Annotated in this window: 22 protein-coding genes; 13 read left to right on the top strand and 9 right to left on the bottom strand. The window is 45.9% G+C overall.

What is annotated here, in order from left to right:
* Nucleotides 1-424: 424 nt before the first annotated feature.
* Entirely contained in the window at nucleotides 425-655 is a 231-nt protein-coding gene (locus IQ256_RS15040) for a hypothetical protein (protein WP_193856362.1), read from the bottom strand.
* A gap of 173 nt (nucleotides 656-828) precedes the next feature.
* On the opposite strand from IQ256_RS15040, the gene IQ256_RS15035 reads away from it, so the two are divergent.
* The 3 genes from IQ256_RS15035 (at nucleotide 829) to IQ256_RS15025 (ending at nucleotide 3,565) form a co-directional block, all read left to right on the top strand.
* Nucleotides 829-1,710, top strand: coding sequence for a helix-turn-helix domain-containing protein (locus tag IQ256_RS15035; protein WP_228024909.1), 882 nt, complete (start codon nucleotides 829-831; stop codon nucleotides 1,708-1,710).
* A gap of 352 nt (nucleotides 1,711-2,062) precedes the next feature.
* Entirely contained in the window at nucleotides 2,063-3,217 is a 1,155-nt protein-coding gene (locus tag IQ256_RS15030; protein ID WP_193856361.1) for an epoxide hydrolase family protein, read from the top strand.
* Nucleotides 3,218-3,331: 114 nt separating this feature from the next.
* Nucleotides 3,332-3,565, top strand: coding sequence for a hypothetical protein (locus IQ256_RS15025; protein WP_193856360.1), 234 nt, complete (start codon nucleotides 3,332-3,334; stop codon nucleotides 3,563-3,565).
* Nucleotides 3,566-3,707: 142 nt separating this feature from the next.
* On the opposite strand, the gene IQ256_RS15020 is transcribed toward IQ256_RS15025, so the two are convergent.
* The 7 genes from IQ256_RS15020 to glgX form a co-directional block, all read right to left on the bottom strand.
* Nucleotides 3,708-4,115, bottom strand: a complete 408-nt coding sequence (locus tag IQ256_RS15020) for a VOC family protein (RefSeq protein WP_193856359.1) — start codon at nucleotides 4,113-4,115, stop codon at nucleotides 3,708-3,710.
* A gap of 81 nt (nucleotides 4,116-4,196) precedes the next feature.
* Nucleotides 4,197-5,891, bottom strand: a complete 1,695-nt coding sequence (locus tag IQ256_RS15015) for an FAD-dependent oxidoreductase (protein WP_193856358.1) — start codon at nucleotides 5,889-5,891, stop codon at nucleotides 4,197-4,199.
* Nucleotides 5,892-6,057: 166 nt separating this feature from the next.
* Nucleotides 6,058-7,254, bottom strand: coding sequence for a low temperature requirement protein A (locus IQ256_RS15010; RefSeq protein WP_193856357.1), 1,197 nt, complete (start codon nucleotides 7,252-7,254; stop codon nucleotides 6,058-6,060).
* Nucleotides 7,255-7,317: 63 nt separating this feature from the next.
* The gene (locus tag IQ256_RS15005; protein WP_193856356.1) at nucleotides 7,318-8,742 is read right to left on the bottom strand and encodes an ATP-binding protein; all 1,425 of its coding nucleotides are present in this window, start codon (nucleotides 8,740-8,742) and stop codon (nucleotides 7,318-7,320) included.
* 2 nt (nucleotides 8,743-8,744) lie between these two features.
* Entirely contained in the window at nucleotides 8,745-10,409 is a 1,665-nt protein-coding gene (locus IQ256_RS15000) for an FAD-dependent oxidoreductase (protein WP_228024908.1), read from the bottom strand.
* Between the two features lie 256 nt (nucleotides 10,410-10,665).
* The gene (locus IQ256_RS14995) at nucleotides 10,666-12,840 is read right to left on the bottom strand and encodes an AGE family epimerase/isomerase (protein WP_193856355.1); all 2,175 of its coding nucleotides are present in this window, start codon (nucleotides 12,838-12,840) and stop codon (nucleotides 10,666-10,668) included.
* Between the two features lie 56 nt (nucleotides 12,841-12,896).
* Nucleotides 12,897-15,017 (bottom strand): glycogen debranching protein GlgX, encoded by a 2,121-nt coding sequence (gene glgX, locus IQ256_RS14990; protein WP_193856354.1) that lies wholly within the window; start codon nucleotides 15,015-15,017, stop codon nucleotides 12,897-12,899.
* 744 nt (nucleotides 15,018-15,761) lie between these two features.
* Here glgX and IQ256_RS14985 point away from each other — a divergent pair.
* The 10 genes from IQ256_RS14985 to IQ256_RS29685 all read left to right on the top strand — a co-directional run bounded on the left by IQ256_RS14985 (nucleotide 15,762) and on the right by IQ256_RS29685 (nucleotide 23,387).
* Complete coding sequence (locus tag IQ256_RS14985) at nucleotides 15,762-16,448, top strand: DJ-1/PfpI family protein (protein ID WP_193856353.1); 687 nt, start codon at nucleotides 15,762-15,764, stop codon at nucleotides 16,446-16,448.
* A gap of 68 nt (nucleotides 16,449-16,516) precedes the next feature.
* Entirely contained in the window at nucleotides 16,517-17,344 is an 828-nt protein-coding gene (locus IQ256_RS14980; RefSeq protein WP_370623454.1) for a type 1 glutamine amidotransferase domain-containing protein, read from the top strand.
* 61 nt (nucleotides 17,345-17,405) lie between these two features.
* A complete protein-coding gene (locus IQ256_RS14975) occupies nucleotides 17,406-19,112 on the top strand; it encodes a thiamine pyrophosphate-binding protein (protein ID WP_193856352.1) in 1,707 nt (568 codons plus the stop codon).
* Nucleotides 19,113-19,211: 99 nt separating this feature from the next.
* Entirely contained in the window at nucleotides 19,212-19,661 is a 450-nt protein-coding gene (locus IQ256_RS14970; RefSeq protein WP_193856351.1) for a hypothetical protein, read from the top strand.
* Between the two features lie 65 nt (nucleotides 19,662-19,726).
* Nucleotides 19,727-20,410 (top strand): NHLP leader peptide family RiPP precursor, encoded by a 684-nt coding sequence (locus IQ256_RS14965; RefSeq protein WP_193856350.1) that lies wholly within the window; start codon nucleotides 19,727-19,729, stop codon nucleotides 20,408-20,410.
* 77 nt (nucleotides 20,411-20,487) lie between these two features.
* Nucleotides 20,488-20,859 (top strand): nuclear transport factor 2 family protein, encoded by a 372-nt coding sequence (locus IQ256_RS14960; protein WP_193856349.1) that lies wholly within the window; start codon nucleotides 20,488-20,490, stop codon nucleotides 20,857-20,859.
* 104 nt (nucleotides 20,860-20,963) lie between these two features.
* Entirely contained in the window at nucleotides 20,964-21,788 is an 825-nt protein-coding gene (locus IQ256_RS14955) for a nuclear transport factor 2 family protein (RefSeq protein ID WP_193856348.1), read from the top strand.
* A 97-nt stretch (nucleotides 21,789-21,885) separates the two neighbouring features.
* Entirely contained in the window at nucleotides 21,886-22,362 is a 477-nt protein-coding gene (locus IQ256_RS14950; RefSeq protein WP_228024907.1) for a VOC family protein, read from the top strand.
* Nucleotides 22,363-22,722: 360 nt separating this feature from the next.
* Complete coding sequence (locus tag IQ256_RS29690) at nucleotides 22,723-22,926, top strand: VOC family protein (RefSeq protein ID WP_228024906.1); 204 nt, start codon at nucleotides 22,723-22,725, stop codon at nucleotides 22,924-22,926.
* Between the two features lie 113 nt (nucleotides 22,927-23,039).
* Complete coding sequence (locus IQ256_RS29685) at nucleotides 23,040-23,387, top strand: VOC family protein (protein ID WP_228024905.1); 348 nt, start codon at nucleotides 23,040-23,042, stop codon at nucleotides 23,385-23,387.
* Between the two features lie 9 nt (nucleotides 23,388-23,396).
* Here the strand turns inward: IQ256_RS29685 and IQ256_RS14940 are convergent, their stop codons facing one another.
* Nucleotides 23,397-24,680 (bottom strand): sensor histidine kinase, encoded by a 1,284-nt coding sequence (locus IQ256_RS14940; protein ID WP_193856347.1) that lies wholly within the window; start codon nucleotides 24,678-24,680, stop codon nucleotides 23,397-23,399.
* Nucleotides 24,681-24,687: the final 7 nt, after the last annotated feature.

Raw genomic sequence — 24,687 nt, 5'->3', positions numbered from 1 at the left:
ATCTAACATAGTTCTATTGTTCCCTGAAAGAAATAGTTCAATGACTGTAGTTCTAGATATGCGGGCAAAGTTTTTCTCGATAGCTCGACTTTGACTTGCCCCTAGTACCTGAAAACTAAGACCGTCTAAAATCAGTAACTCTAAGGCTGTTGATTTTGGGTTTTCAGGCACAAAATAAATCTCGCAGCCTTGTGAAGTTTGATCCAGAGAAGATTGTGTAGTTAACTTTTAACTTAAGCAGAGCGTCTTTTAGGAGACATCCTTGACTGATAAAGAAAGAGCTGTCTAGTCATAATTTTATATAGGAACTTTGTTGCAGATTAGCCTATCTAAATCAGCCGAAAAAGCTAACCATAGATGCCGACTATAGACTAAGACCTCTGACGAAAATCAGTTGACATCATTATAAGTGAGAACTCAGGATTCAATCTCCGTAATCTTTGCCTTGAAGTGGTAAATCTTTTTCTATTTTTTCGATAATCAGGTAGAAAAGCATAGTTTGATACATTCCGATTAGACCAATAACATCATTCTTAACTTCCCAAACTTCTCTGGACAACTGTGCTGAAATTGTAAGAATAGAGTCATAAAAAGACACCTCACGTAGAGCTAAGTATTGACACATAAATTTTTTTTGGATAAGAAGCCAAGTCAAATTCCAAGGTATATGTCCGAAATCTGGCTTAACTCATCTGGCTCAACTCATAAGAGCAATTGCTAAAACTAGATTCTCTAATGAAGCATAGTTTTGGCAACTAAACAAAATCCTAACTAGCTAATGACTCTAACTGTTTCAAACGGTTTGCCCCACCGTCAGGAGTATCGTACATGGCTACTTTTTTATCTCATCTGCCGAAGGGTAGATCGAGTTGGTCGCCCATTCCACCCGTCATAGACACTACAGAAAATCTCTGTATCAGAGTGCTCTTTGTGGAGGAGGGTGCTGGCGAATGCAAAATAGAGAATCAGTCTATCCAGGCTACTTCAAGCGACCTTTTTCTGATCGCTGCCCACGAGACTTGCGACCTGAGTGACTTATCAGGGACAGAGCGGTGGATTCTTAGTTTTGACCTAGCAGCTTTGTCGGAAGCTAACATAGATACTAGAGGTTTTCTAATGTTGATGACAGAAGAACCCTTGGTGTCTTTTTTGAGCACCAGTAACGAGCAATGTCAACCTGAAAAAAGACGATTCAAAGTAGATAGAGAGAGTCGACTATGCTGGTCGAGCTGTCTACGACATTTAGAAAGGGAACTTACTGAAAAAACTTTTGGCTACGCTGACGTCGTTCATTCGCTTTTAAAGCTTTTACTTTTTGATATTGTTAGAATCTTTAAGTTACGGTTCAAGGTCAAGTCAGCTCAGCCTTTGGTCGCTAAAGCGCTCCAATTTATCGAAGAAAACTACAGAGAAACAATTAGTTTAAGCGACGTAGCCGCAGCAGTGGACCGTTCTCCGGCTTATTTGACCGATCTGGTTCGCAAGACAACTGGTAAAACAGTGTTGGGATGGATTGTCGAACATCGTATGGCTCATGCTCGGCAGATGCTGTTGTATACCAGTCATTCAGTAGCTCATATTGCCGAACAAGTTGGATATTTCGATCGACGTCACTTTAGTCGTCAATTTCTACGTTCTCACAACCTGACGCCTCAGAAATGGCGACACGTACACAGTGTCAATAATGCTGTCAACACAGTCACCGCTTGATTAAAATCGGCAGATGTTCAGTTCAGCAACTTAGAAAGGTTAGCTTTAGAGAAACAATAGAGATAGGTGGTGATGACATTATCCGAAGTGAACTTAGAAACGATATCATCACAGGCGATAGAAGTACAGCACCGGAAATAGCGTTTCTCTAATGCGTTAGGAAAACGCGAGTCATTTGGTCCGTTATTGCATGAGACTTTCAGCTCAAAGACTGTACCTTAGGCAAATGACCGACGCTGTAGTAAATTTCTATACAGCAAACTAAAGGCGGGAAAAAGTCTTCTCAGCTTAAGCTTGTTTCCGTTCAAGGCTCATGATGCTTGCAGGAAACAACACACAGGAAGGTTTTCCCATGACGACAAATGTCGAAAAGTTCAATGTCAAGATCGCACAGTCCGTACTGGACGATCTAACACAAAGACTTGCTCAGACTCGCTGGCCCGATGAGATTGATGCAGCGGGCTGGCAGTATGGAGCAAATTCAGCGTATCTCAAAAAAATAACTGACTATTGGCAAAAAGACTTCGACTGGCGTAAGCAAGAAGATTTCATCAACAGCTTTGCAAACTTTAGAGCGAACATTGCAGGGATGGAAATTCATTTTATTCACGAGCGAGGGAAAGGTAGCAAAGCGGTCCCGATTGTTCTTCTGCATGGCTGGCCCAGCTCGTTTTATCAAATGCTTAAAATAACGCCTTTGCTCACACAGCCTCGGCTCAGCGATGATCGCGCCGAAGATTGCTTTGATGTTATTATTCCATCTCTGCCAGGGTATGGATTTTCTGATAGGCCGACTGAGAAAGGCATGAGCGTCTCACAGATATCGGCGCTCATGCTAGAGCTTTTGATCGATCGATTAGGCTACGAAAAGTTTATTCTGCGAGCAAGTGATATGGGCGCGGGCGTAGCCAAAGAAATGGCACTATCGAACCCAGAGGCGGTTATCGGGCTGCATCTGAGCGGGACTAACCCCTACATAGGCAACGTTCCCTCTGATCTATCATCAGCAGAACAGCAGTTTGTTGAAAAAGTTCAGAAATTTCAAATGCAAGAATTTGCCTACGCTATGATGCAGTCTACCAAACCGCAGACATTAGCTTTTGGCCTCAATGATTCTCCTGTCGGTTTGGCAGCTTGGATCATAGAAAAGTTTAGAGCCTGGAGCGATTGCGATGGCAACCTTGAAAAGGCATTTAGCAAAGATGAGTTGTTAGCTAATTTGACTATCTACTGGGCTACTGAAACCATCAACTCCTCCATACGCCTATACTACGAGTCTGCTCATAGCCCATCGCCAAACTATGGCGAGTATGTACACTCACCTACTGCAATAGCCTCTTTCCCGAAAGATATGGTTCCAGGTCCACGAGAATGGGCTGAGCGCGAATATAATATTGTTCATTGGGCCGAAATGCCTCGCGGTGGGCATTTTGGAGAATGGGAAGAGCCTGAACTGTTGGCGGATGACATTTGGACTTTTTATCAGTCTCGTGAGCTGAGACAATAGCCTTTTCGAGGTGTTGAATTTCACAGCATCAGCGCCTGAAGACAGTTTTATTGAAAGACCTGACTGTGAAGGCTCAAAGGTACTCGGTTTGTCAATACTAAATAGAATTTAGTCATGAGCTTACTTACCAAGTTTCTACATCTACTCAACCTAATTGAAAATATTCGAGAATTCATTTGTTCTTCGCCTTTGCTTATTCTTAAGGCCACCCTGTGGTCTATTACCTGCGTGTACAGTGCTTTTCTTTTGTCTAACCGCAGCTCCTTGTTTGACTCTGCTACTGTTCCGAACGCGATGCTTATAATCATCTGGTTCATCGTGTTAGAAGCGATCGCGTTTGACGGCTAAATCGCGGGGCTGCAGCTTTTCGTGGTGTAGCAAGCAAAGTGCGAAAAAGCTACAGCTCGAAAGTGGATGAAGCCCTATCTTCCCCGACAGCAGCTCTAATTTGTTCTTATTAGCTGTTTTATTTGTTGATCGTTATTTCTGATCACATGATCAGCACATCAACCATCTGTTCTAGTTCAATCAGATTCCCATCTGGATCGCGAACACAGGCCGTCATCACTCCCCTATCTGGATAGGCAGTTGGCCGAGCGACTATTTCTACCTGGTGAACCCGAAGATAATCCATCATTCGTGCTAAGTTTTTTACTCGAAAAGAAATAACGACGTTTGCCGACTGTGATTGGTAAGTAAAAGTTTGCTTGCTAAACATAGAGCTAGTAAACTTTTGCCGATTAAATAGAGTAATGCAGGTAGCACCTGCATCTAGCTCTACATAGTCGTTTGTAGGATCTTCAAATTTGATAGCTAAACCCAAAATATCTCTATAAAAAGTCTTACAGGTTTGAAAGTTTTTTACATTCAGCCGGGTACATAGATACTGACAAGTCATGATTAGTTCCTCTGAGTAAGTCGGGTTGAGTCACAAGCGTGCGAAAACGTCCCTGCAGTTTTGATGATGATCTTTATCTGGCTATCTATAGCAATCCGCTAGCTGCGCTCGCTTAATCTCTTCAAGTCCCCGATGAACAAAGGAGATGACAACTGATCCCTCCCCGACCCCAGAGGCCACTCTTTTGACTGAGTCAGAACGTAGATCGCCGACAGCAAAAACATAGGGGCGACAGGTTTCGTATAGGCTAGGGCGTCTTTCGAGAGGCCAGTGGACGCTCTTAAGTGTCTCGGTGTCTAGGGTCTGCCCGGTTCTAACAAATCCGTGTGCATCCAGGCTCACAAAATTATTTAACCAGTCCGAGTTAGCCCTAGCGCCAATAAATAGGAACAAGGCGTTTGCGGCTTCTGCACTAACTTCGCCGCTGATCTTGTTTTTGACTTCAACCCCTTCGAGGAAGCGCTCTCCTTTAAGTCCAACAATCTCTGTATGGGGATGAACAGTGATGTTTTTAGCCTCGTCAATGCGCCTGATTAGATAGTCAGACATGGTGGCTGTAAGACTATCGCGCCGAATGTGGAGATGCACATGGGCAGTGTGAGATGAGAGAAAAACCGCAGCTTGTCCGGCTGAATTCCCGCCACCAACGAGGGCAACGGGTGAGCCTAAGCAAGTGTTGGCTTCGATGCCAGTGGCCGCATAGTAAATACCTCTGCCTTCAAATTCTTGAAGTCTGGCAACCGGTAGTCGACGATAGATAGCACCGGTTGCTGCAACGATCGACTTTGCGTTAATCTGTGAGCCATTTTTACACTGAAGTGAGTATCCTGTCACTGATTGTTTGATGGTACTAACTGTGGTTTCGCATAGTAGCCTGGCTCCAAATTTATAGGCTTGAGCAACCGCTCGTTCAGCTAACTCCTTGCCACTAAGCCCGGTAGGAAACCCAAGGTAGTTTTCGATTTTTGAGCTAGTAGAAGCCTGTCCACCGGGCGCGCCACTTTCTAAAAGAATGACGTCTAGACCTTCTGAGGCAGCATACACAGCGGCGGCAAGTCCTGCTGGGCCTGCGCCAACTACGGCGACGTCACAGGTTAGTGTTTCTGCTTCGTTAGCAATTCTGTAGTGCCGCAAGATGGCGCGCTCATGGTCGCCGCCATGAATAATGTCTCCGCTGCCCGTGATCATTATGGGCAAATCGGTGCGCTCCCTGCCAGTAGCCTTTAGTAATTTAGCAGCGGCTTCATCTTCTTCGATATCAATCCAGCGATGAGGAATGCGATGACGAACAAGCGCCGATCTAACGCGATTGCTAGGCGCATCGTAGCGAGAGCCGATTAATCGCGCACCGGTTAGATCGCCTTCGTCTAAGTAGGCTCTGCGTTCTATCAGTGTTGCAACAATCAAATCACTTAAGTCAGAGTCTTCGACGAAAATCTTTCGTAGCTGTTGCTGTGAGATACGGATAAGTTTACTAGGCGCAACGGCGATCGCATGTGCAACCGCTGCCCCACCTGATAAGTTGGCCAGATCGCCAGTAAAGTTGCCCATACCCATGGTGGCAATGGTCTGACAGCCATCCTCTTGATGAAATCGAATATCGATTTCTCCTATTAAAATCACGAAAAATGGAATATCGACATCACCTTCGTTAAATAAAAGGGTTTGAGCCGCCACCTCAATGACTTCTCCATAGGCTTTAATTCGATTGAGCTGCGCGGTGCTAAGCTGTGGCAGGATGCTTTGAGGAAGAGACAGAAGTGATTGTGTCGTCATAGGTGCGCTTAGTTAAAGTTAGAGATGTTTGTTGAACTGTGCCTGTTGAACCGTGCCTGTTGAATCGTGCCTGTTGAACTGTGCCTGTTGAACCGTGCCATATGTATATGTATTAGTTAGCATCAACGGGGATAGAGTAGTTTTTGAATTGCCGTCTAGCTGGTGGCTATGGCGATACTTGTAAGCGTAGGCTTTGCTTTATATCGAACACAACCTGTAGCGCGCAGATGATTGCAATACAGCTGACGATTGCTAATGCAGTAAAGTTGTGGCCTAGTAAGCCAACGAGTGCGATCGCACTCGCCGCGCACAGACGCCTAAATGCTCTAGCCTTGCACCGCAAGCCCGCCTTTTGTGAGAGCCCAGCTAAATTGATAATGGCAAGGCTCACAAAACAAATCATGACGCTAAAGCACAAGAGCCCACGGTCTATAAGCGCTAGTGGCTCGCTAGGTATTTCAGCCAAAATGTGATGAACACACACACCGATTGCTGCTAACCCTAAGTTCAACGGAAGATGAGCATACAGCCAGCTCTGATAGGCGCTGATGCTTCGGCAGGTACGAGCAGCTTGGATGGCGGAGCCCCCCAAATTATCAAAATATATCCACCAGATAGAAAATGCAATGGTAAAGCAAAGGACGGCTGTGATAGAAAGCTGTATACTCCATTGCTGTTCTGATGTGCCATACACGACCGCAAGGACTGATTCACCTAAAACAATGATTGTGAACAGTCCTACTCTTTCTGGTAAATGCGACTCATGGGGCGCTAGCTCTACATGTACGGCCTCTCCGGCAGTGACAGCCATACCAATTTCAATACTTAAGGCAACTATCCAAATCAAAAATCGAGCCGGCGTGGGTGTAGCTGTTGACAGCAACCACAAAGCGGCTGAGAGGCTAAAGCTTTGGGCAATTCGTATCGCTAGGGGCCGCGCTAGCTCAATGTGCCATCCTGCTCTCAAAAAGACAGCTATTAGTAAAACTCTCATAGCCACATAGGAGAGTGCGAAGCCCTTAGAAGTGACATCAAGTGCATGAGGTAAATTTGTAGCCAGTGCAGTCACAATCACCATGCTGACTGCAACAAGACAGCGATGCAACACATCATCTGTGTCAAAGAGATCAGAATAATAGGTGGCATTAAGCCAAGACCACCATATAGGAACAAACAACAGCGAAAACCCTAAAAAACCTACGGGAGAGAAGTTTTCGCTCAGAACTTTTGATAGTTCTGCAACAGCCGCAACAAACGTTAAATCAAAAAACAGCTCGAGCCAAGTAGCCTGCCTATGTCTGTTTTCGTGGCCTTCTGTTCTGTTTGCAAGCCGAAGAATAGGAGGGCGTAATAGTGTATTCATAAAATTAGCTAGTATTAGGAGTGATTAGCACGAATGCTGCCGTCTAGGATTTTCTTCTGATAGCTAACGAACGAGCGCCGGCTTAAGTCTCTTCAACGAATCAGAGGGTAGCCGAACTTGAAACCGGGTATCTCCAGGCTTAGAAAATACTTTGATATCTCCTTTGTGTTTTTCTACGACAATGTTGTAGGTGTTCATCAGGCCCATGCCCATACCGGCTCCAACATCCTTGGTCGTAAAGAAAGGTTCAAAGATTCGGTCTTTGATATTTGCTGGAATACCAGGTCCGTCATCGGCGATTTCTACCATAACGCAGCTCCCTTCACAGACCGTGCGAATGGTGATTTCACCTTTGTTGTCCATAGCTTGAATAGCATTATCTATGATGTTAGTCCAGACTTGATTGAGTTCGCTACCTAACCCTCTAATGATAGGTAGCTTTGGGGCATAGAGCCGTCTAACGCTAATCCCACCCTTGAGCTTGTAGCTCAAAATGGTGAGTGTGCTCTCAATCGCCTGATGTATGTCAATATCTTGCACAGGTGATCTGTCCATATACGAATAGTCTTTGACAGTTCCCACTAAGTCTGATATTTGAATAGAGCTTTTTTTGATTTGATCGAGTAATCCGATGCCAGTGAGTAGTTGCTCTGCCCAGCAGAGCAAGTCATCTAGCTGGTGAATAGGGATTTTCTGTGCCATCTGATCTAACCAGCTTGTATCCAAATCTTTTTCTACAAATGCGGGAGCAATTCGCCAGCCATTATCAATACCGTGGGCTCGTAGCCAATTGATCACTGCTTCTTCTCGATCGCTCGTCACCAGAGAATCTAGAAGCATAGGCGTATTTTCTGCTTGCTCAATGGTGTGCGATATAAAGTTTTTGAGAAATGCTAGCTGCGACTGACTCAGCTCCATCTGCGTTAACCGTAGCGATAGAACAGATATCTCCTTGAAGAGCTGATCTAGCTGCTTTGCCCCTCGACTTAGCGCTGCTGCTGGATTGTTGATTTCGTGGGCCAGACCCGCTGCTAATGTGCCTAGCGCCATAAGCTTCTCGTGATGACTAGAAACAGCCTCTAGAATTTCTACTCTTTGTGCAGTCGCTGTTAGTAGCTCTCTAGCGATCGCCGGAAATCTTCTGAGCATTTGCCAAAAAGCATCGTTATCCCAAAAAATAACGTGACTATGTTTGATGGCCTGTACGCTGGCAAAACAAGGTGAATCGAGCAGAATGAGTTCATGGCCAACGAATGTACCTGGACCAACGGTCATGACATATCTTTCGGCTAGCCCGACTTTCTTGGTGAATTTGACTTCACCTTCTAGTAGAACGTAAAAATTGCCCGGCAAATCTCCCTCTCCTTTGAGGTATTCGCCTGAGCGTAAGCAAATATAGCAGCCCCTTTTGACTAACCAGCTGAGCTGAGCATTGTTCAATTTTGAAAAAATAGAAATCTTTTGCAGAGCCTCAATCGTCGTATTCATCGCTATCCTTTTTCAAGGTATCGGTGGATAAACTGCACAACAATGGAACCTTCTCCAACAGCTGATGCTACTCGTTTTACTGAATTAGCGCGAACATCGCCAGCGGCAAAAACACCTGGTAAGTCCGTTTCAAGTAGATAGGGCTCTCGATCAAAGTAGCCGTCTCTGATAGCTGTTTTTGAGGTCGGCAGACAAGGCCCAGTCAACACATATCCTTCTTCGTTGCGAGCCACTACATCTTCTAGCCATTCCGTTCTGGGCGTTGCACCGATAAACACAAACAGCGCTTGGGCTGGAACGGCTTCTGTTGCTTCTGTATATAAATCCTTTACGAGCAAGGATTCTAAACTCCTTTCTCCTTTTACCTCCACGATCTGAGAGTGAGGCCGTAAAGCGATCTTTTCTGTTAGATTAATTTGGTCTATCAAGTACTGAGACATTCTCTTAGAAAGAGAGTCGCCCCGTAACAAAATCGTAACCTGACGAGCATACTTAGCAAGGCATAGGGCCGCCTGGCCAGCTGAATTGGCCCCGCCTAATATATACACATCTTGGCCTGTGCAAGAGAATGCTTCTGTCATCGCTGCACCATAGTAAATACCTAGGCCATCGAGCTGATCTGCTCCTGGAACAGTGAGTGTCCGATAGGAAACACCGGTCGCTAAAACGACTGAATGGCAGTAGAGATAACTACCGTCTGACATGAAAACAATTTTGTAGCGACCTTCAGTGCAGATATTGGTGACTTCTTGAGAAGTTAAGAACTCTACCCCAAATCGTTTCGCCTGTGCGATCGCCCGCCGGGCCAATTCTGCGCCTGTTACCCCTTTAGGAAACCCAAGATAGTTTTCGATTCTTGAGCTTGTGCCTGCTTGCCCGCCGGGCGCTTCCTTATCAATGAGTAATGTGTGTAAGCCTTCCGAGGCCCCATAAACCGCTGCTGCTAGACCTGTCGGACCTGCTCCAACAATGATTAAGTCATAAAAAGACTCATCAGCTTGTGTTTTAAGCCCCGCCTTTTCAGCAATTTCTAAGTTTGTAGGATCTTGCAGAACTGTGCCATTAGAGAGAATAACTAACGGCAGCTGAGGGGCAATCAAATGTGAGGCATCAATCAGGTGTTGGGCATCGATATCTTGTTCGATATCTAGCCACTGATAGGGTAGGTGATTTCGGGCTAGAAAGTCTTTAATCCTATGTAGGCTTTGAGACCAGCGGCAGCTGATGATGCGAATCCCTTTGAAGAGCGGTCGATAAGACGCGAGCCAATCGTCAATTAAGTCATCGAGGACTGGATATAACTTATCTTCTGGTGGTTCCCAGGGTTTCAGTAAATAATAGTCTAATTTGGTTTCATTGATGGCTCTGATGGCTGCCTCTGTATCAGTATAGGCAGTCAACAGCACTCGCTTGGCTTGAGGGAAAAAAGTGGATGATCTTTCGAGTAGTTCTAGCCCTGTCATTTTTGGCATTCGTTGATCGGCAACAATGAGGGCGAGCGACTCACTTCGCAGCTCTATTCTTTCGAGAATGTCTAAAGCCTGTTCTCCAGACTGCGATCGCAGTATGCGAAATCTCCCGCCATACTGACCTCGTAAGTCGCGCTCTAATACCTTTAAAACACCTAGGTCATCATCTACCACTAACAAAACTGGGTTGTCTATCATGATCCGTGAAACAGCCTTTTAATGAACAATGCATGCGACCCATATCGCACTGTGTCTGCCGTCAGACATATAGCACTCTGCTGTAGGCACAGCCCTTGTACAGAATTACCATGCTCTTCGAGATCTCCCAATACCACACCTCTAAGAAATAGCCGGAGCGAAAGGCTCCGACCATGCTTTAACGACATCTATCGTTATTCTGCGCGCTCGTTATGTGTAGCTTTTCTTTTTCTCTTTACGTATCAGCACAGAGAGGTTAAACCGTGACAACAACGCCAGCTTCTTCGTATCGTTCTACCAGCTTTATGCTGCGACACAAAGAGCTAAACTCTAAGAACTTTTCAACATTGGGTTTAGCCCCTACGATATAGGTTTCAATATCAGCACCAAACTTTTGCTCTACATGCAGTAGGGTTCTTAGGCCCGAACTCGTAACACACTCTAATAAGTCAGCGAAGAGAACAATTCTCTGTAGGTCGTGGCTAGAAACCCTTTCCAGCTCTGATTTTAGAGCTACTAAGGCTTTGTCGTCCAAAACGCCTGCTAGTGAAATCTTGGCCGTGCCTTGCTCTATTTCTAGCAGGGTTGCGCTGAAAGCAACCGTCGCTGGTAAAACTCTAACGCGTACTCGAATATCTTCTTGGACAGCGGGTAGAGTAATCTCTAAGCTATCGGCATCGAAATCTTGATAAGGCTGGTCGTTAACCCAAACTTGGCCAATACGAATGCTGCCAGGTGGGAGAATATCGGGCTGCACGCGCAAAATGCCGTCTTCAAAACCGCCTGGCTTAGGCTTGAAGAAAAGGTCTAACGGCTGCTTAGTAATAAGTAAGTTGGTGTAGACCACTGATAGATAAGCTAGCTCAAATGAGTGATATCCACTCATAGAGTGGCTGCCTTTGCCGCGCTCTGTACCTAAAAGATACGGGATGCCGTTAGCCAACACATTGAAATAAACACCACCCGACTCATAGTCCAAGAACCATGCGTTGTAAAATGCAACTGATTCTCTCGCGAGCTTTTGGTACTCTGCCTCACCGACAGAGCCAGTTAAAAGTAGATAGGCGAGAATGCCCTGCTCTTGCTGCCACCAAGCCTTGCGGTCATGCCATACGAGTCGGTGCTTCTCTTGGCCAGGTTCTAGCGATCGCTCCATCACGTCATACCAGCCACCGCGTTGACGATCGCTGCCCACGGTTGGCATAATATCAGCAATTTTTTCAGCCAGCTCTATGTAAGATTGCTTGGGTCGCAGATGATACATCCGCATTAGATTCCAGGCAATCTTGAGATTGTGACCGACTACAGCCCGATTTTGTTGCCATCCCCAAGTAGCATCATGGCTCCAATCTTCGTGAAATCTTTCTTGTACAAAGGGACTATTGTCATAGTCAGGGAAGTGCGCTTCAATCGTGTCGAAAGTAGACTCTAGAAAGTCAGCATATTCGTCTTTCCCGGTGGCCAACCAGAGATTAATTAAATAGGCAGGCGCGTGATCGCCTACCGAGTTCCAGTTTTTCTTCGCCCGGTTATGGCCGAGAACGTCCGAATATGGGCTAAACGTGATCGGGTCAATATGTGAGAAGAACCCACCTTGTTCTGAGGGATCTAAAAAGTGCTGGTTAAACAAATTAACCGTCATTTCTATATCATGTAGGATCTTAGGGTCCCCTGTAACCCGGTAGGTTTGCGTCGGTCCAGCCAGTGCATAGATCTGTTCATAGGCCGGAATCGCATCATAATCATCTCCAAATTCAGAGGAGAATATTTTTTGCTCGGTGCCGTCAGCCCTGACATTGACGGCATGATACCAGTAACATATCTCCTCACCTTCGTCCAAAAATCTCAGGTGATCGCGAAGGTATTGAGTTCCTTTTTCAGCAGCCTCTAAATATCTTTCATCGCCGGTCAGCATATAGGCGGTCGAAAATCCATAGACCAGTCTTGAGATGGTGTCGGTTTCTTGACGGTTATCTCCATCTTTTGATCCGACTAGCCCTAGCCCTGTACGGTATTTACTGTAATCAATTTCGCCGTCTTCAAACTGCGCTTTAAGATAAAAATTTCCCAGATTCCGAATTTGGTTGATCCACCAGTCTGGTTTCTCAAAAAGATATTGGTCAACGGTTCGACCCACAAATACAAGATGCTTTGCCTCTAAGGCAAACTCTTCCGAATCGGGATACAGAACACCGTAGGCAAAGAGATATCTCCCAGGCGCTAGCATTGACTTCATTTGTGCCGTGCAATCGTGGTAGGGCTCGCCTAGATTCCGCAGTAGCTCTGCGTAAGTATTAGGTGTTAGCTTGATCTTAAAGGGCCTATCGTCCGACGTTTTGAGTTCAAAGATGTCCGGGCTCTTTTGATCAGGGGTAAAGCTCGTAACATAGCCAGCGATCATATCCGAGAATGAGAAGTCAATTCTATTCATAGTCAGTATTTTGTAAAGTGATAGAGTGCAGACAACAACTTGTTGCGGTAGCGCTATTAGCGAGACACTAGAATAACGATGCTGCGTTCTTTGACGGTGAACGATGCGTCATTGCTAACGGCTGTTTCTTGTCCTGGAGAAACAATATCCAGAGGCGAAGCTTCGTTTGTATCGACGGCTTTAAACCATCTTCTGCCTTCTACGGCTGGTAGCTCAAAATCCAAATCTTGCCAGTACATATTCATCATTACGTGAATATCCTCTGCGCTCTCTGTTCCCCCCAAGGTAAAGGCCAATGCACGGGCATTGGGATCGTCCCATCCCGGTTGATACAGTGCTAAGCCATGCCAAGAGAGATCGGAGAGTCCACGCTCGTTGACTTTGCCCGTAAAGTAGGTGCGACGCATGAGGCTCGCATGACAGTAACATTTTCTAAAAGCAATCATATGCTTGAAAAATCTGAGCATATCTGCATTTCTATCTACTAGGGACCAATCGAACCAGCTAATTTCACTATCTTGACAGTAGGCGTTGTTATTGCCTTGCTGTGTTCGACGCACCTCATCTCCGGCCACTATCATGGGCACGCCTTGCGAAATCAGCAGCAGCACTGCAAAGTTTTTGATTTGCTTACGTCGTAGCGCCTCTACGTAAAGATCGTCAGTGTCTCCTTCTCGTCCGCAGTTCCAGCTCAAGTTTTCAGTAATGCCATCTCGGTTGTCTTCGCCGTTAGATTCATTGTGTTTGTCGTTGTAAGAAACTAAATCGTTAAGCGTGAAACCATCGTGGCAAGTAATGAAGTTAACACTGTTGATGGGTAAGTGCGATCTAGATTGATATAAATCGGCGCTACCAGCAATCCGAAACGCAACCGCTCCGACCATGCCTGGATCGCCTTTCACAAACTTTCGGACATCATCACGGAACCGACCGTTCCACTCAGCCCAGCGATACCCTGGAAAATAACCGATTTGATAGAGACCAGCGGCGTCCCAAGCTTCTGCAATGATCTTGGTATCTGCCAAAACTTGCGATGTTTCAATATGCCAGATGATCGGTGGGTGAGACATCGGCGTGCCATCTTGCCCCCGTGAAAGAATAGAGGCTTCATCGAACCGGAAGCCATCGACATGCATTTCGCTCACCCAAAACTCTAGGCATTCTAAGATCAGCTTTTCTACCATTGGGTGATTGCAATTGACTGTGCTGCCACAGCCAGAATAATCCATGTAGTACTGCTGATCAAAAGAGACAAGGTGGTAGTAAATTCTGTTGTCTAATCCCTTGAAATTAATGGTGGGCCCTTCGTGATTCCCTTCGCTAGTATGGTTAAAAACCACATCTAGAATCACCTCTATACCTGCTTTATGCAGAGCTTTTACCATGTCCCTAAATTCATTAAGCTGATGCTCTAGTCGAGGGTTAGCGCAGTAAGAACTCTCAATGGCAAAGTAGCTGTGGGGGTTATATCCCCAGTAGTCTTTGAGAGCTACACCGTTAACTTCTCTCAAGTTCTCTGTCTCGTCAAAGTCGAAAATAGGTAGTAGCTCAACAGCTGTGATACCTAGCTCTTTTAGATAAGGAATTTTTTCAATGATCCCGCGAAAGGTTCCTTTGCTTTTGACGTCAGTAGCAGAGCGAGTAAACCCTTTTACATGCATCTCATAAATGACGGTTTCATTCATGGGCCTAGCAAGCGGAGTATCTCCTTCCCAGCTGTAGTTAGAAATATCAACAACGACACTACGCATTGAGCGAGCTAAGTTATCGTCATTACCAATAGCTGATACTCTCTCCCAACGGCTGTTGTCGTTAGCCTTTGCAAAAGGATCGATCAATACTTTGTTGCGATTGAATCGGTGGCCTTGGCCATGAAGATCTTGTGGACCCTCTACCCGGTATGCATAACCAGAACCAGGCTTTAGCCCTTTTACACGGGCATGCCATAGGTGAAAGGTTTTGTGTATGCTAGGATCTAGTGCTATTACCTGCGTAGGCTGTTCATCGTTCGGGTTTTCAAACAACAGCAGCTCAACTGATATTGCCCCTTCAGAGAACAAAGAGAAGTTGACGCCTTCTGAATCAGGCGTTGCACCACAGGGATGTGGGCATCCCGCCTCTACCTCATAGACAGACTCAACCAGACTGACCGCTTGAGGATCGCTTACTAAAACCATAATCTGTACTCCTTAATATGTACTCCTTAGGTCTTTGAGATGCGCGTCTGATTCTGACAACAAAGACTTAGCTTCATGAAAACAGTGCCACACACACAAAAGCTGTGTAAATAATCTCTGTACTTTATAGAATGACTCAATCTTAAGAGAGAATCTTACGCGCGAAAATAGCTGAGAGTATCCCGTTTGAAAGGCGACTCTGACCGTAGCTTTCAAGGCACGCACTTTCAAGAATTTATGACTTGTTCTGTCAGCCAGAGGCATGTTAAAAACAGTCCCAATCATCAATAAGTGAAATACTCCGATCGACACTTAATGCTATTGGTGCTGTTTGTATAGTCTCACAATAGCCAGGAGAGAAGGTGTGAACAAGGGTTGAAGTTTTGCGTAATGGCTGTGTTCTTTTGATACATTCTGGGTATCCGCCAGATATTCAGACAGATATCTAGAATGAGAAGAAATGGTCTATAACATCAGATGTTTTAAGAACTGTTTTAAGAACCAACTTTCGCGGATGTTTTAGCTTTATTGTTTTATTGTTTGTTGTGAGCTATTTCTTCTCTACAACCTCTATTGTTAGTACCTTTTTGATTTGCTTTAAAGAAACTGACGAATTTGTCTAAACAACGCGAACCTACCACTAAAAAAAAGGTGTTGAAAGATTTTTTGGGTCTATGTACCGTTTAGGTGTTAAGACGATTTTTACTTTCATGCTTACTGCAACGCTTTAGGAAGATTAGTGCGATGATTCCCCGTTCTCTTGGCGGCAAAAAGATTGCTGTTTTAGTTGAAAATGAGTTCATTCCTGAGGAGATAGCAGCTTATAAAGAGTGTTTCTCAGAATTGAGAGCGACTGTTCATTTTGTCTCTCGGCTATGGGGGCAACCTAGCGTTCGTTTTTACAGTGACTCTGTTGAAGGTGAGAAGCAAGAGAGCATTGATGTAGATATTGATATTCAAGATATTGATGTGAATGATTACGCTGCCGTGATTATGTCTGCAAACTACACCAGTGTCCGGTTGCGTTACTTTGAGCCGCCAGCCGGCCAGGCGATCGCTGCTGAGCAGGTGCGTTCTTCTCCCGCCGTGCAATTTTATGCAAAGGCAATGGCCAATCCTTTGATTGTTAAGGGCGCTTTGTGTCATGGTTTGTGGCTTTTGACACCCATGCCCGAACTGCTCAAAGGCAGGCGCATTATTTGTCATGAAGTTGTGCTAGCAGACATTGCGAACGCGGGCGTCATCTACGAAGCCGCACCATCTGGTGTTGTTGTCGATGATGATTTGGTAACGGGACGATCGCGCCACGAAGTATTCAAGTTTATTGACGCGATCACAGAACGCATCCAGCAAATTGGGATCGCGACCAATCGTTTCTCTATTAAGACAGGCCCGACCTACTTGCCTGTTGCTATCAAAGAAGCTAGCTAATTCATGTGCTTTTTTTAGGTTTTAGAACAACTTAAAAGCCAATAAAAATACTATTAGGAGATCAGATCGTGAAGAAAGTTTTAGTGCTTTTATCCGAATGGGGCTATTGGGGTGAAGAATTAGTCGCGCCTTTAGACGTTCTAGATGCCGCCGGGTACCAGGTTGATTTTGCTACCCCAACTGGCAATCGCCCAGTTGCGCTTCCGCCCAGTATGGACCCTACGTTTGTCGATCCACCGCTGGGCCGTCCGGTGGTGAGTGACGAGATGGCAGAAAAAGTAAAGCGGATCGACAACCCTCAAAATCCTCGTTTAGATAGTCCAATTACGCTGTCTAGATGGTTCCCTGATAGGCCATACTGGAGCGCCGAAAAAGCGATTCGCCAGTGGGAAGCTTATTACAACGCTGTAGACCAAGCGCAGGCTGATTTAGTACAGTACGATGCGTTGCTAATTGTCGGTGGTAGCGGCCCAATTATCGATCTGGCCAACAATCATCGGGTACACGATCTCATTTTGGGCTTTTACAAAATGAGAAAACCTATTGCCGCTGAATGCTATGGAGTGGCCTGTTTAGCCTTTGCCCGTGACTTTAATGATCGTGAAAGCATCATTCGTGGTAAGCATGTGACTGGCCACTGCAAAGAGTATGACTATTTAGATGGCACTGGCTTTATGGGCACTGAGCTCAATATGGGCCCACCGCCTTACCCGCTGGAATATATTCTACAAGATGCCACCGCCCCTGAAGGAAGATACCACGGAAACTTCGGAAAGGAGATTTCTGTAATTGTGGACTATCCTTTTGTCACAGGGCGATCGACTGCCGATTCACAAGTGACGGGGCAAAAGCTAGTAGAAGTGTTGGAACGTGGACTGACTCGCTACGGCTGGTAGAGCCACCTTAAACAACAGCGGTTTAGCTTAAATCTTATAAATTGATCGGAGGATGAGAAGCATGACCCATAAAGACGGTCGTTTCGCAATTATCGAACAGCTTTTAGCAGATGATATTCACTATATGTTTGGTAATCCTGGAACAGTCGAGGAGGGCTTTTTAGATGCTCTAAAAGACTATCCAGATTTCGACTATATCTTTGCACTACAAGAGACGATTGCGGTCGGTATGGCTGATGGCTATGCTAGGGCTACTAAACACCCCACTATTGTCCAGCTGCACAGCGGGGTTGGTTTGGGCAATGGAACTGGCATGATTTACCAAGCCATGAGAGGGCATGCGCCGCTGATTGTTTTAGCTGGTGAAGCTGGAATCCAGTATGATGCTATGGATGCTCAGATGGCAGCAGATTTGGTCAGTATGGCTAAACCTGTGACAAAGTGGTCTACTCGGGTGGTCGATTCCTCTTCGCTGTTGAGAGTGTTACGCAAGGCAATTAAGATTGCGGCAACCCCACCGATGGGCCCCGTATTTATTGGCTTGCCAATGGATATTTTAGACGAGCCCAATCTAGAGGCTGTTGTACAAACATCAATTCCAATAACAAGGGCAACACCAGCTGATGCAGATATTGCAACGGTTGCCAACTGGCTGAGTAGTGCCGCACAGCCGCTGATTATTGCCGGGGACGGCGTTGCTTTTTCTGATGCCCAGTCCGAACTGACCAGGGTGGCTGAGCTAGCGGGCGCACAGGTCTGGGGGGCAGATTCGTCTGAGCCGAATATGAGTGCGACTCATCCTCTGTATGGCGGTTTGCTAGGTCATATGTTTGGTAAAGACAGTCAGCGAGTTACCCAGAAGGCGGATGTTGTTTTAATTGTAGGCACCTACGTTTTCCCTGAGGTGTTTCCAACCCTCTCAGAGGTTTTTGCCCCAGCAGCGAAGATTGCACATATCGATCTCAATACCTATGAGATTGCTAAAAACTTTCCGATCGATTTGGGCCTGTTGGGCGATCCCAAGTCGGCGTTAAAGGCTTTAGCTGAGAAGCTAGAAATAGTCATGACGCCTCAGAGCGTTTCGATCGCGACTGAAAGAGTGGTGAAAATCACAGAAGACTACAAGCAGAAGCAGATAGCTGCACTAAAAGCAGATCAGGCTGTGTGGGATTCGGTGCCCTTACATATGTCACAGTTTGCCAAAGAACTCTCGAGCTATTTTCCCCAAGACGGCATTGTCTTTGATGAGGCGTTGACCAACTCTCCAGAGCTGTGTCGCTACTTAAGTCCGACAACAATTGGCAACTATTTCCAGACCCGTGGGGGCTCTCTAGGCGTAGGTATTCCGGGCGCGATTGGTGCTAAGCTCGCCAATCCTGAAAAGGCTGTGATTGGCTTTACTGGAGACGGTGGCAGTATGTACACGATCCAATCTCTTTGGACAGCCGCCCACCACAAAATCGATGTCAACTTTGTGGTGTGCAACAACCACAGCTATCGAATCTTGAAGCTGAATATCCTCCAGTATTGGCGTGAGCAAGGGATTGCTGAACATGACTTTCCTGCCTCTTTCGATATTCACGAACCGTATATTCAGTTTGCTGAATTGGCTCAGTCTTTGGGAGTTACGGCCCTTCGGGTTGAACACCCTGATCAAATTCGTCCGGCGATCGAACAGGCGCTAGCTCACCAGGGGCCTTTCCTAATCGACCTAGTTTTAACCAACGAGGTTCCTCACGCCGAAACTGCTGTGAAATGTGGCCAGTAGATGAGCACTGATAAAATCTCGCGATCGCAATTTATTCCGGCCCAGCGTCTCTAGTTAAATTCAACAGAAATACTGCATACACTATTTGGAGATCATCCCATGACAGTTAGCACACTTGCGCCTTTGAGTACCGCTGAAGTTCAAGCGATGGCAGCAGCCTGGTATCGCCAGCTCGATGTTCATGCAAAGCTTGATGAGTTTATTCCATTTTTGGCCGAAGAAGGTGTAGAAATGAGCTTTCCTGAGGCGACCGTCTATGGATTTGATGGGTTTAAAGGCTGGTACGAGAAAGTGATAGGCATCTTTTTTGACGAGGTACATACGGTTAAATCAGTAACGCTAGAAGACCAAAATCAGCCCTCGAAAGTGAAGGTTGTCGTGAAGTGGGAAGCTAGCGTATGGAATCCACCAGCGGCCAAGAGCCAGCGGATCGTTTTAGATGCCTATCAGACCTGGTATGTCGTGCGATCGCCCATCACAGGGAAGCCCGTTATCCAAACCTATATAGTCGATTCCCTCGACTACTATCCCGGTTCTGCTGAACTTTAGAGGCGCGGCAAAGCTGCCATAAAGCTATCACCTTTTCAATTTATTTCAATTAGAGGAGTTAACCTATGGCTAGTAGCGCGATTTCCCTTCAGCGTATCAATTCAATTTGGTCGGGTGCAGAAGTGTCATCCACAGGTGCCTTCAAAGAAGCCTTACAGGCCGATGTACTCAGCCGCCTATGGCAATCTCCTGAACTGATGCAACAACTGTGCTCACAGCCTCAGTCTTTTTTGCAAGAAGCCCTAGGATTAAGTCTGCCTGACACGGTTGAAGTCAATGTGTTGCGAGAAAACGTAGGAGATACTTTTCACTTTGTTGTACCCTATCGGCCCAGTAACTCCCAAGCGCTGTTTGCCCGGCTAGAGCAGATGGGAAACTGGTGGATGGTTGCCCATACATTTTGGTGGCATCTTCAGCGTCCAGATAAAGACGACTTTAGACTGGCCCTGCAGGCAATGATCATCGGGCACGTATGGTCAGATCTAGACTTTAAACGCGCCTTACTAGCCAATCCCAAAGCAGTCTTAGCAAAAGAAATTGGCCTAAATTTTCCCAACAGAATACAGATCCAAATTCTAGAGGATACCCCGGTACTCTATCACTTAGTAGTGCCTCAGCCACCAGGTAATAGACACGCAGCAGATACCTCCCATCTGAGCGAATGGCAGCTAAGCGAGTGGTGGATGAGAGCCCATACTTTCTGGGCTTGGCTGAACTGGATGACTCTTCATACGCCGCTTTCTCAATAGATCAGAAAGCAGCAGCAGGTTTTGGGGCTAGAAAATAAATTTGAGCGTACGCCTACATCTTAGGAGCATAGACAAGAATGATTGTTTCGACTATCTCAAAAAATCGTCTCTTTTTCGATCAGCATTTAGAAGCGATTGCCGCTGGTGACATTGAGAAAATGGTAAACAGAGACTACGCCGAAGGCGCAGTCCTCACCACTTTTTTCAATGGCTTTGCCGATCAACCTGCGCCGATTACGGTGAAGGGGCGCTCAGAAATCAAGAAATTCTTCAAAAAATATATGGACGTCATCGGTGAGATCGATGTTCAGACACTTGATTTTACGGAAGCGAATGGCAATGTCTTTTTTCAGGCTACGTTTACCTGCGATCTCGGTCTGATGACCGTAGGGGATGCTTGGGTGATGAAAGAAGGGAAGATCGCCACTCACTTTGGCTTCTTCGCTTAGGTGCTATTCGCGACTGCTGCTGAGCCGGCATTGAATCACTCACCTGCATCACTCACTATTGCTTTATTAAGGAATTCAGAATAATTTTATCGAGGACTTATGGCATGAATACTCCCATTGAGCAGCTTGTGCTCTCACCTATGAGCGAGCTGTACAAGGAACATATCGGCTTTATCAAAGCGAAGAATGTTGAAGGTTTACTCGACCAGTACGCAGAAGATCTTTTGCTAATTAGCACGTTGACTGAAGATCGCAAGCCGATCTATATTCAAGGGCGTGAAGAGCTCAGAGCCTTTTTTGAAAGTCGCATTTTTAGCTTAGAGAATCTTGAAATTAGTCTCAATCAGTGGGCAGAAACGTCAGAGACTTTAATGATGGTCGAAAACATCAAGGCGACCGACTTGGAAGGAGGCGTCGCAGACTGTCGATTCTACGACAACTGGCAGCTAGAGAACGGCAAAATCAAAACGCATTTTGCGGGTGTTATCCAGTACCCAGACGGTACGTATACAGATGATGCTTCTATGACGGCCCAAATCTCTGATTCCTCGTTAGGGGCGCTATACCAAGAGCATATCGGCTTTATCAAAGACAAAAATGTTGACGGTCTCTTGAGTCAATATGCCTCAGAGCCGCTGCTGATCAGTACGCTCACAGACAATAAAAAACCGCTTTATGTGAAGGGAAAGCAGTCACTAAGAGAGTTTTTTGAGAGTCGGATATTTGGCTTAGATCGCTTTGATATTGAGATGAACCAGTGGGCTGAAGGAAGAGACGCTCTGATGGTCGTTGAAACGCTTAAGACATACGATGCTGCCAACAATCTGACAGGCGAACTCAGCTTTCACGATAGCTGGGCATTAAAAGATGGAAAAATTGCCACGCACTTTGCGGGTGTCGTGCGCTATCCAGATGGTGCTTACCAGTAGTGGCGTGATTTGAAAGCACACTGCCAGCTACACAATTTTGTCTCCGCTGAAAAGTTGAACTCTCAAACAAACGCAAACACAGGTAGAGGAAAAGATCTTGCTACAGTTTTCTCAGATGGCCATGAGCTGTCAAAACCCCACTGCAACCGAAAAATTCTATACAAAATATTTTGGCTTTGAGCGTGCTAGAGTTGCCAAGCTTAATGAAACCGAACAGATTGTTTTCATCAAACTTGGAGAGATGTACCTAGAGTTATTTCAGGCCAAAGGTCGCTCTCCGGCTCCGGTTGCAGCTAATGATGGCCCGAATTATCCTGGCTGGCGACACTTGGGTTTTCAAGTTGATGATGTCGATGCTAAGCTGGCCGAAATGGGCCCAGATGCAACTATCTCATTAGGCCCACTCGATTTTGATTCATTTATTCCAGGCTGGCGCTCTGTTTGGGTGTTAGATCCAGATGGAAATGTGGTTGAAATCAGTCAGGGTTATGTCGATCAAGATAATCCAGACCCATTAGCAGAGCCAGAAGTAGACGCTTTAGAAAGTCTTCAGAAGGAGAGAGTTACGGTTTAGGACTGTTTTATTGCATAGCGTTTGGCCATAAAAGCTCTTAGATTGTCAGGACGCTACCCTTCATCTTTTAGCTGATTCTTTGGGGCAGCTCATAATGAAATGAGAAGATCTGGATGTATCAGTGTTTTATTGCTATAGTACTTTTGTACTTTTGCAGCTATCAGCGCTTACAAATCAAGATTCGTTAAGGGTCACTTCTAAGAACACCGAAGCCAGTAGCGTAGCAATAACGATATCTAGGGAGAATCTTATGGCTCTGAAAGATCAGATCGGCAGCTTTTGCTGGTGGAGCTTGATGACGAAGGATGTTGAAAAGGCAAATGATTTTTATCAGCAGCTTTTTACTGGACACTGAGCGAGATGAAAATTCCAGGGGAGGAGAACTCGACTATCTATGTGACCAGCAGCGGCGGGTTTGGCAATCCTGTCCCTTTAGAAAAAGACTTTCCTGCGCCTAGTCACTGGATTCCCTACATCACTGTCAGTAATGTAGATGAAACCTGCGAGCAGGTGAAAAAATCGGCGGAAAGGTTTGTGTTCCAGCTTTTGACATTCCAACAGTAGGCCAAACTGCTGTTATCACCGATCCGCTCGGTGCAGCCTTTCACATTTTCACGCCAGAGAATGGAGAAGATAATCTAAATATGATTGGGAATGGGACAGGAGAAGTATGCTGGATGGAGCTTATGGTGGATGATCCTACGCCACTGTTACCTTTCTATGCCGATTTGTTTGGCTGGCAATTCTCAGAGCCGATATCGATGAACGGCGGTGAATATACTAGTTTTGACGTCAACGGTAAGAGTGTCGGCGGCTCTTTAAAGCGCCCGCCTAGTGTGCCAGCAATGCCGCTTGTGTGGATGAATTACTTTGCGGTTGCCTCTGTCGATGCCGGGGCCGAAAAAGCTGCTACATTAGGAGGCAAGATTGCGATGCCCAAAACCGAGATTCCAGAGACGGGCTACTTCGCCCTCATTGAAGATCCAACAGGCGCGGTTTCCTATCTCTTTGAGTTAAACGGCTGATAACGAGTTCTACAATGGTAGCTGGATAACAAAGGTGGTCCCTTGCCCTGGCGCTGACTTTACCATTAATTTACCGCCATGCTTTTCGGTCACAATTTGATGGGCGATCGCAAGTCCTAATCCCGTTCCTTTCCCCACACCTTTGGTCGTAAACAGACGATCAAAGATTCTGGCTGCTACCGGTTCTGGCATTCCCGTCCCGTTGTCTCGTATGCAAATTTCAACCGAATTTTCCGCTTCTGAAATTGCGGTCTGAATTGTGATTTCTTGCGAATTTTGCTCTAGAGCCTTGAAGGTTGTCTTTTGGGCGGCGTCATCGAACATATCGACAGCATTGGCCAAAACGTTGATAAATACCTGATTGAGCTGACCCGGAAAACAGTCAATCAGTGGAAGATCTCCATAGTCTTTGATGACATTAATACTAGGACGATACTCGTCGGCCTTAAGGCGATATTTCAAGATCATCAGCGTGCTATCGAGCCCTTCATTTAAGTTAGCGCTAGTTTTGCGATCAATATCAGTACGAGAGAACGTGCGTAAGCTGTTGCTGATGTCCTTTATTCGATTGGTGGCCTCCTGCATGGAGTTGAGAAGTTTGGGCATATCCTCTGAGATAAAATCTAGATCGATCTCCTCGGCATGCTCTTGAATATCTGGATGTGGATCGAGGCAGTGCTGCTGATAAAGAGCGATATGTGTGAGTAAGTCTTCGGTGTAAGTTTTGCCGTTTGTGATGCTGCCATGCAGAAAGCCAGTCGGATTGTTGATTTCGTGGGCGACCCCAGCAACTAAGTTACCTAGGGTCGCCATTTTCTCGCTTTGCACTATCTGTAGCTGTGATTGTTGCAGTTGCTCAACCGTAGTTTCTAGCTCTGCAGTACGGCCCGCGACCTCTTCTTCTAACTTTTCAGTCAAGAGACAGAGGCTAATATGAGTACGCACCCGCGCTAATAGCTCTGTTTCGCGAAAAGGCTTAGTAATGTAGTCAACAGCCCCCAAAGAAAAGCCTTTGGCGATACTTTCGGCGTCCGATAGAGCAGTGATAAAAATGATGGGGATAGGGGCAGTGGCAGGGTTGGCTTTGATCTGCCTACAGGTTTCAAACCCATCCATCCCTGGCATTTGAACATCTAGTAAGATCAGGGCAGGAGTCTGTTCCTGTAGCTGCTTTAGGGCTCGCTGACCGCTAGTCACAGCAGAAACATAGTACTGAGCTGAGGATAAAACCTCATCCATTACTTCTAGGTTGGCAACCGTATCATCTACAACTAGAATTTCAATATCTTTCATAGTGTTC

It is taken from the genome of cf. Phormidesmis sp. LEGE 11477 (genome assembly GCF_015207105.1).
In the GTDB taxonomy this organism is placed as follows: Bacteria; Cyanobacteriota; Cyanobacteriia; order Phormidesmidales; family Phormidesmidaceae; genus Phormidesmis.
Note: the sequence above shows the minus strand (reverse complement) of the source record. Positions and strands in the feature narration are given on the sequence as shown.

Bases quoted from the DNA above. Each gene is read 5' to 3' on its own strand.
- IQ256_RS15035 (WP_228024909.1), top strand. From the start codon at position 829: ATGGCTACTTTTTTATCTCATCTGCCGAAGGGTAGATCGAGTTGGTCG.
- IQ256_RS15030 (WP_193856361.1), top strand. From the start codon at position 2,063: ATGACGACAAATGTCGAAAAGTTCAATGTCAAGATCGCACAGTCCGTA.
- IQ256_RS15025 (WP_193856360.1), top strand. From the start codon at position 3,332: ATGAGCTTACTTACCAAGTTTCTACATCTACTCAACCTAATTGAAAAT.
- IQ256_RS15020 (WP_193856359.1), bottom strand. From the start codon at position 4,115: ATGACTTGTCAGTATCTATGTACCCGGCTGAATGTAAAAAACTTTCAA.
- IQ256_RS15015 (WP_193856358.1), bottom strand. From the start codon at position 5,891: ATGACGACACAATCACTTCTGTCTCTTCCTCAAAGCATCCTGCCACAG.
- IQ256_RS15010 (WP_193856357.1), bottom strand. From the start codon at position 7,254: ATGAATACACTATTACGCCCTCCTATTCTTCGGCTTGCAAACAGAACA.
- IQ256_RS15005 (WP_193856356.1), bottom strand. From the start codon at position 8,742: ATGAATACGACGATTGAGGCTCTGCAAAAGATTTCTATTTTTTCAAAA.
- IQ256_RS15000 (WP_228024908.1), bottom strand. From the start codon at position 10,409: ATGATAGACAACCCAGTTTTGTTAGTGGTAGATGATGACCTAGGTGTT.
- IQ256_RS14995 (WP_193856355.1), bottom strand. From the start codon at position 12,840: ATGAATAGAATTGACTTCTCATTCTCGGATATGATCGCTGGCTATGTT.
- glgX (WP_193856354.1), bottom strand. From the start codon at position 15,017: ATGGTTTTAGTAAGCGATCCTCAAGCGGTCAGTCTGGTTGAGTCTGTC.
- IQ256_RS14985 (WP_193856353.1), top strand. From the start codon at position 15,762: ATGATTCCCCGTTCTCTTGGCGGCAAAAAGATTGCTGTTTTAGTTGAA.
- IQ256_RS14975 (WP_193856352.1), top strand. From the start codon at position 17,406: ATGACCCATAAAGACGGTCGTTTCGCAATTATCGAACAGCTTTTAGCA.
- IQ256_RS14970 (WP_193856351.1), top strand. From the start codon at position 19,212: ATGACAGTTAGCACACTTGCGCCTTTGAGTACCGCTGAAGTTCAAGCG.
- IQ256_RS14965 (WP_193856350.1), top strand. From the start codon at position 19,727: ATGGCTAGTAGCGCGATTTCCCTTCAGCGTATCAATTCAATTTGGTCG.
- IQ256_RS14960 (WP_193856349.1), top strand. From the start codon at position 20,488: ATGATTGTTTCGACTATCTCAAAAAATCGTCTCTTTTTCGATCAGCAT.
- IQ256_RS14955 (WP_193856348.1), top strand. From the start codon at position 20,964: ATGAATACTCCCATTGAGCAGCTTGTGCTCTCACCTATGAGCGAGCTG.
- IQ256_RS29690 (WP_228024906.1), top strand. From the start codon at position 22,723: ATGAAAATTCCAGGGGAGGAGAACTCGACTATCTATGTGACCAGCAGC.
- IQ256_RS29685 (WP_228024905.1), top strand. From the start codon at position 23,040: ATGGAGCTTATGGTGGATGATCCTACGCCACTGTTACCTTTCTATGCC.
- IQ256_RS14940 (WP_193856347.1), bottom strand. From the start codon at position 24,680: ATGAAAGATATTGAAATTCTAGTTGTAGATGATACGGTTGCCAACCTA.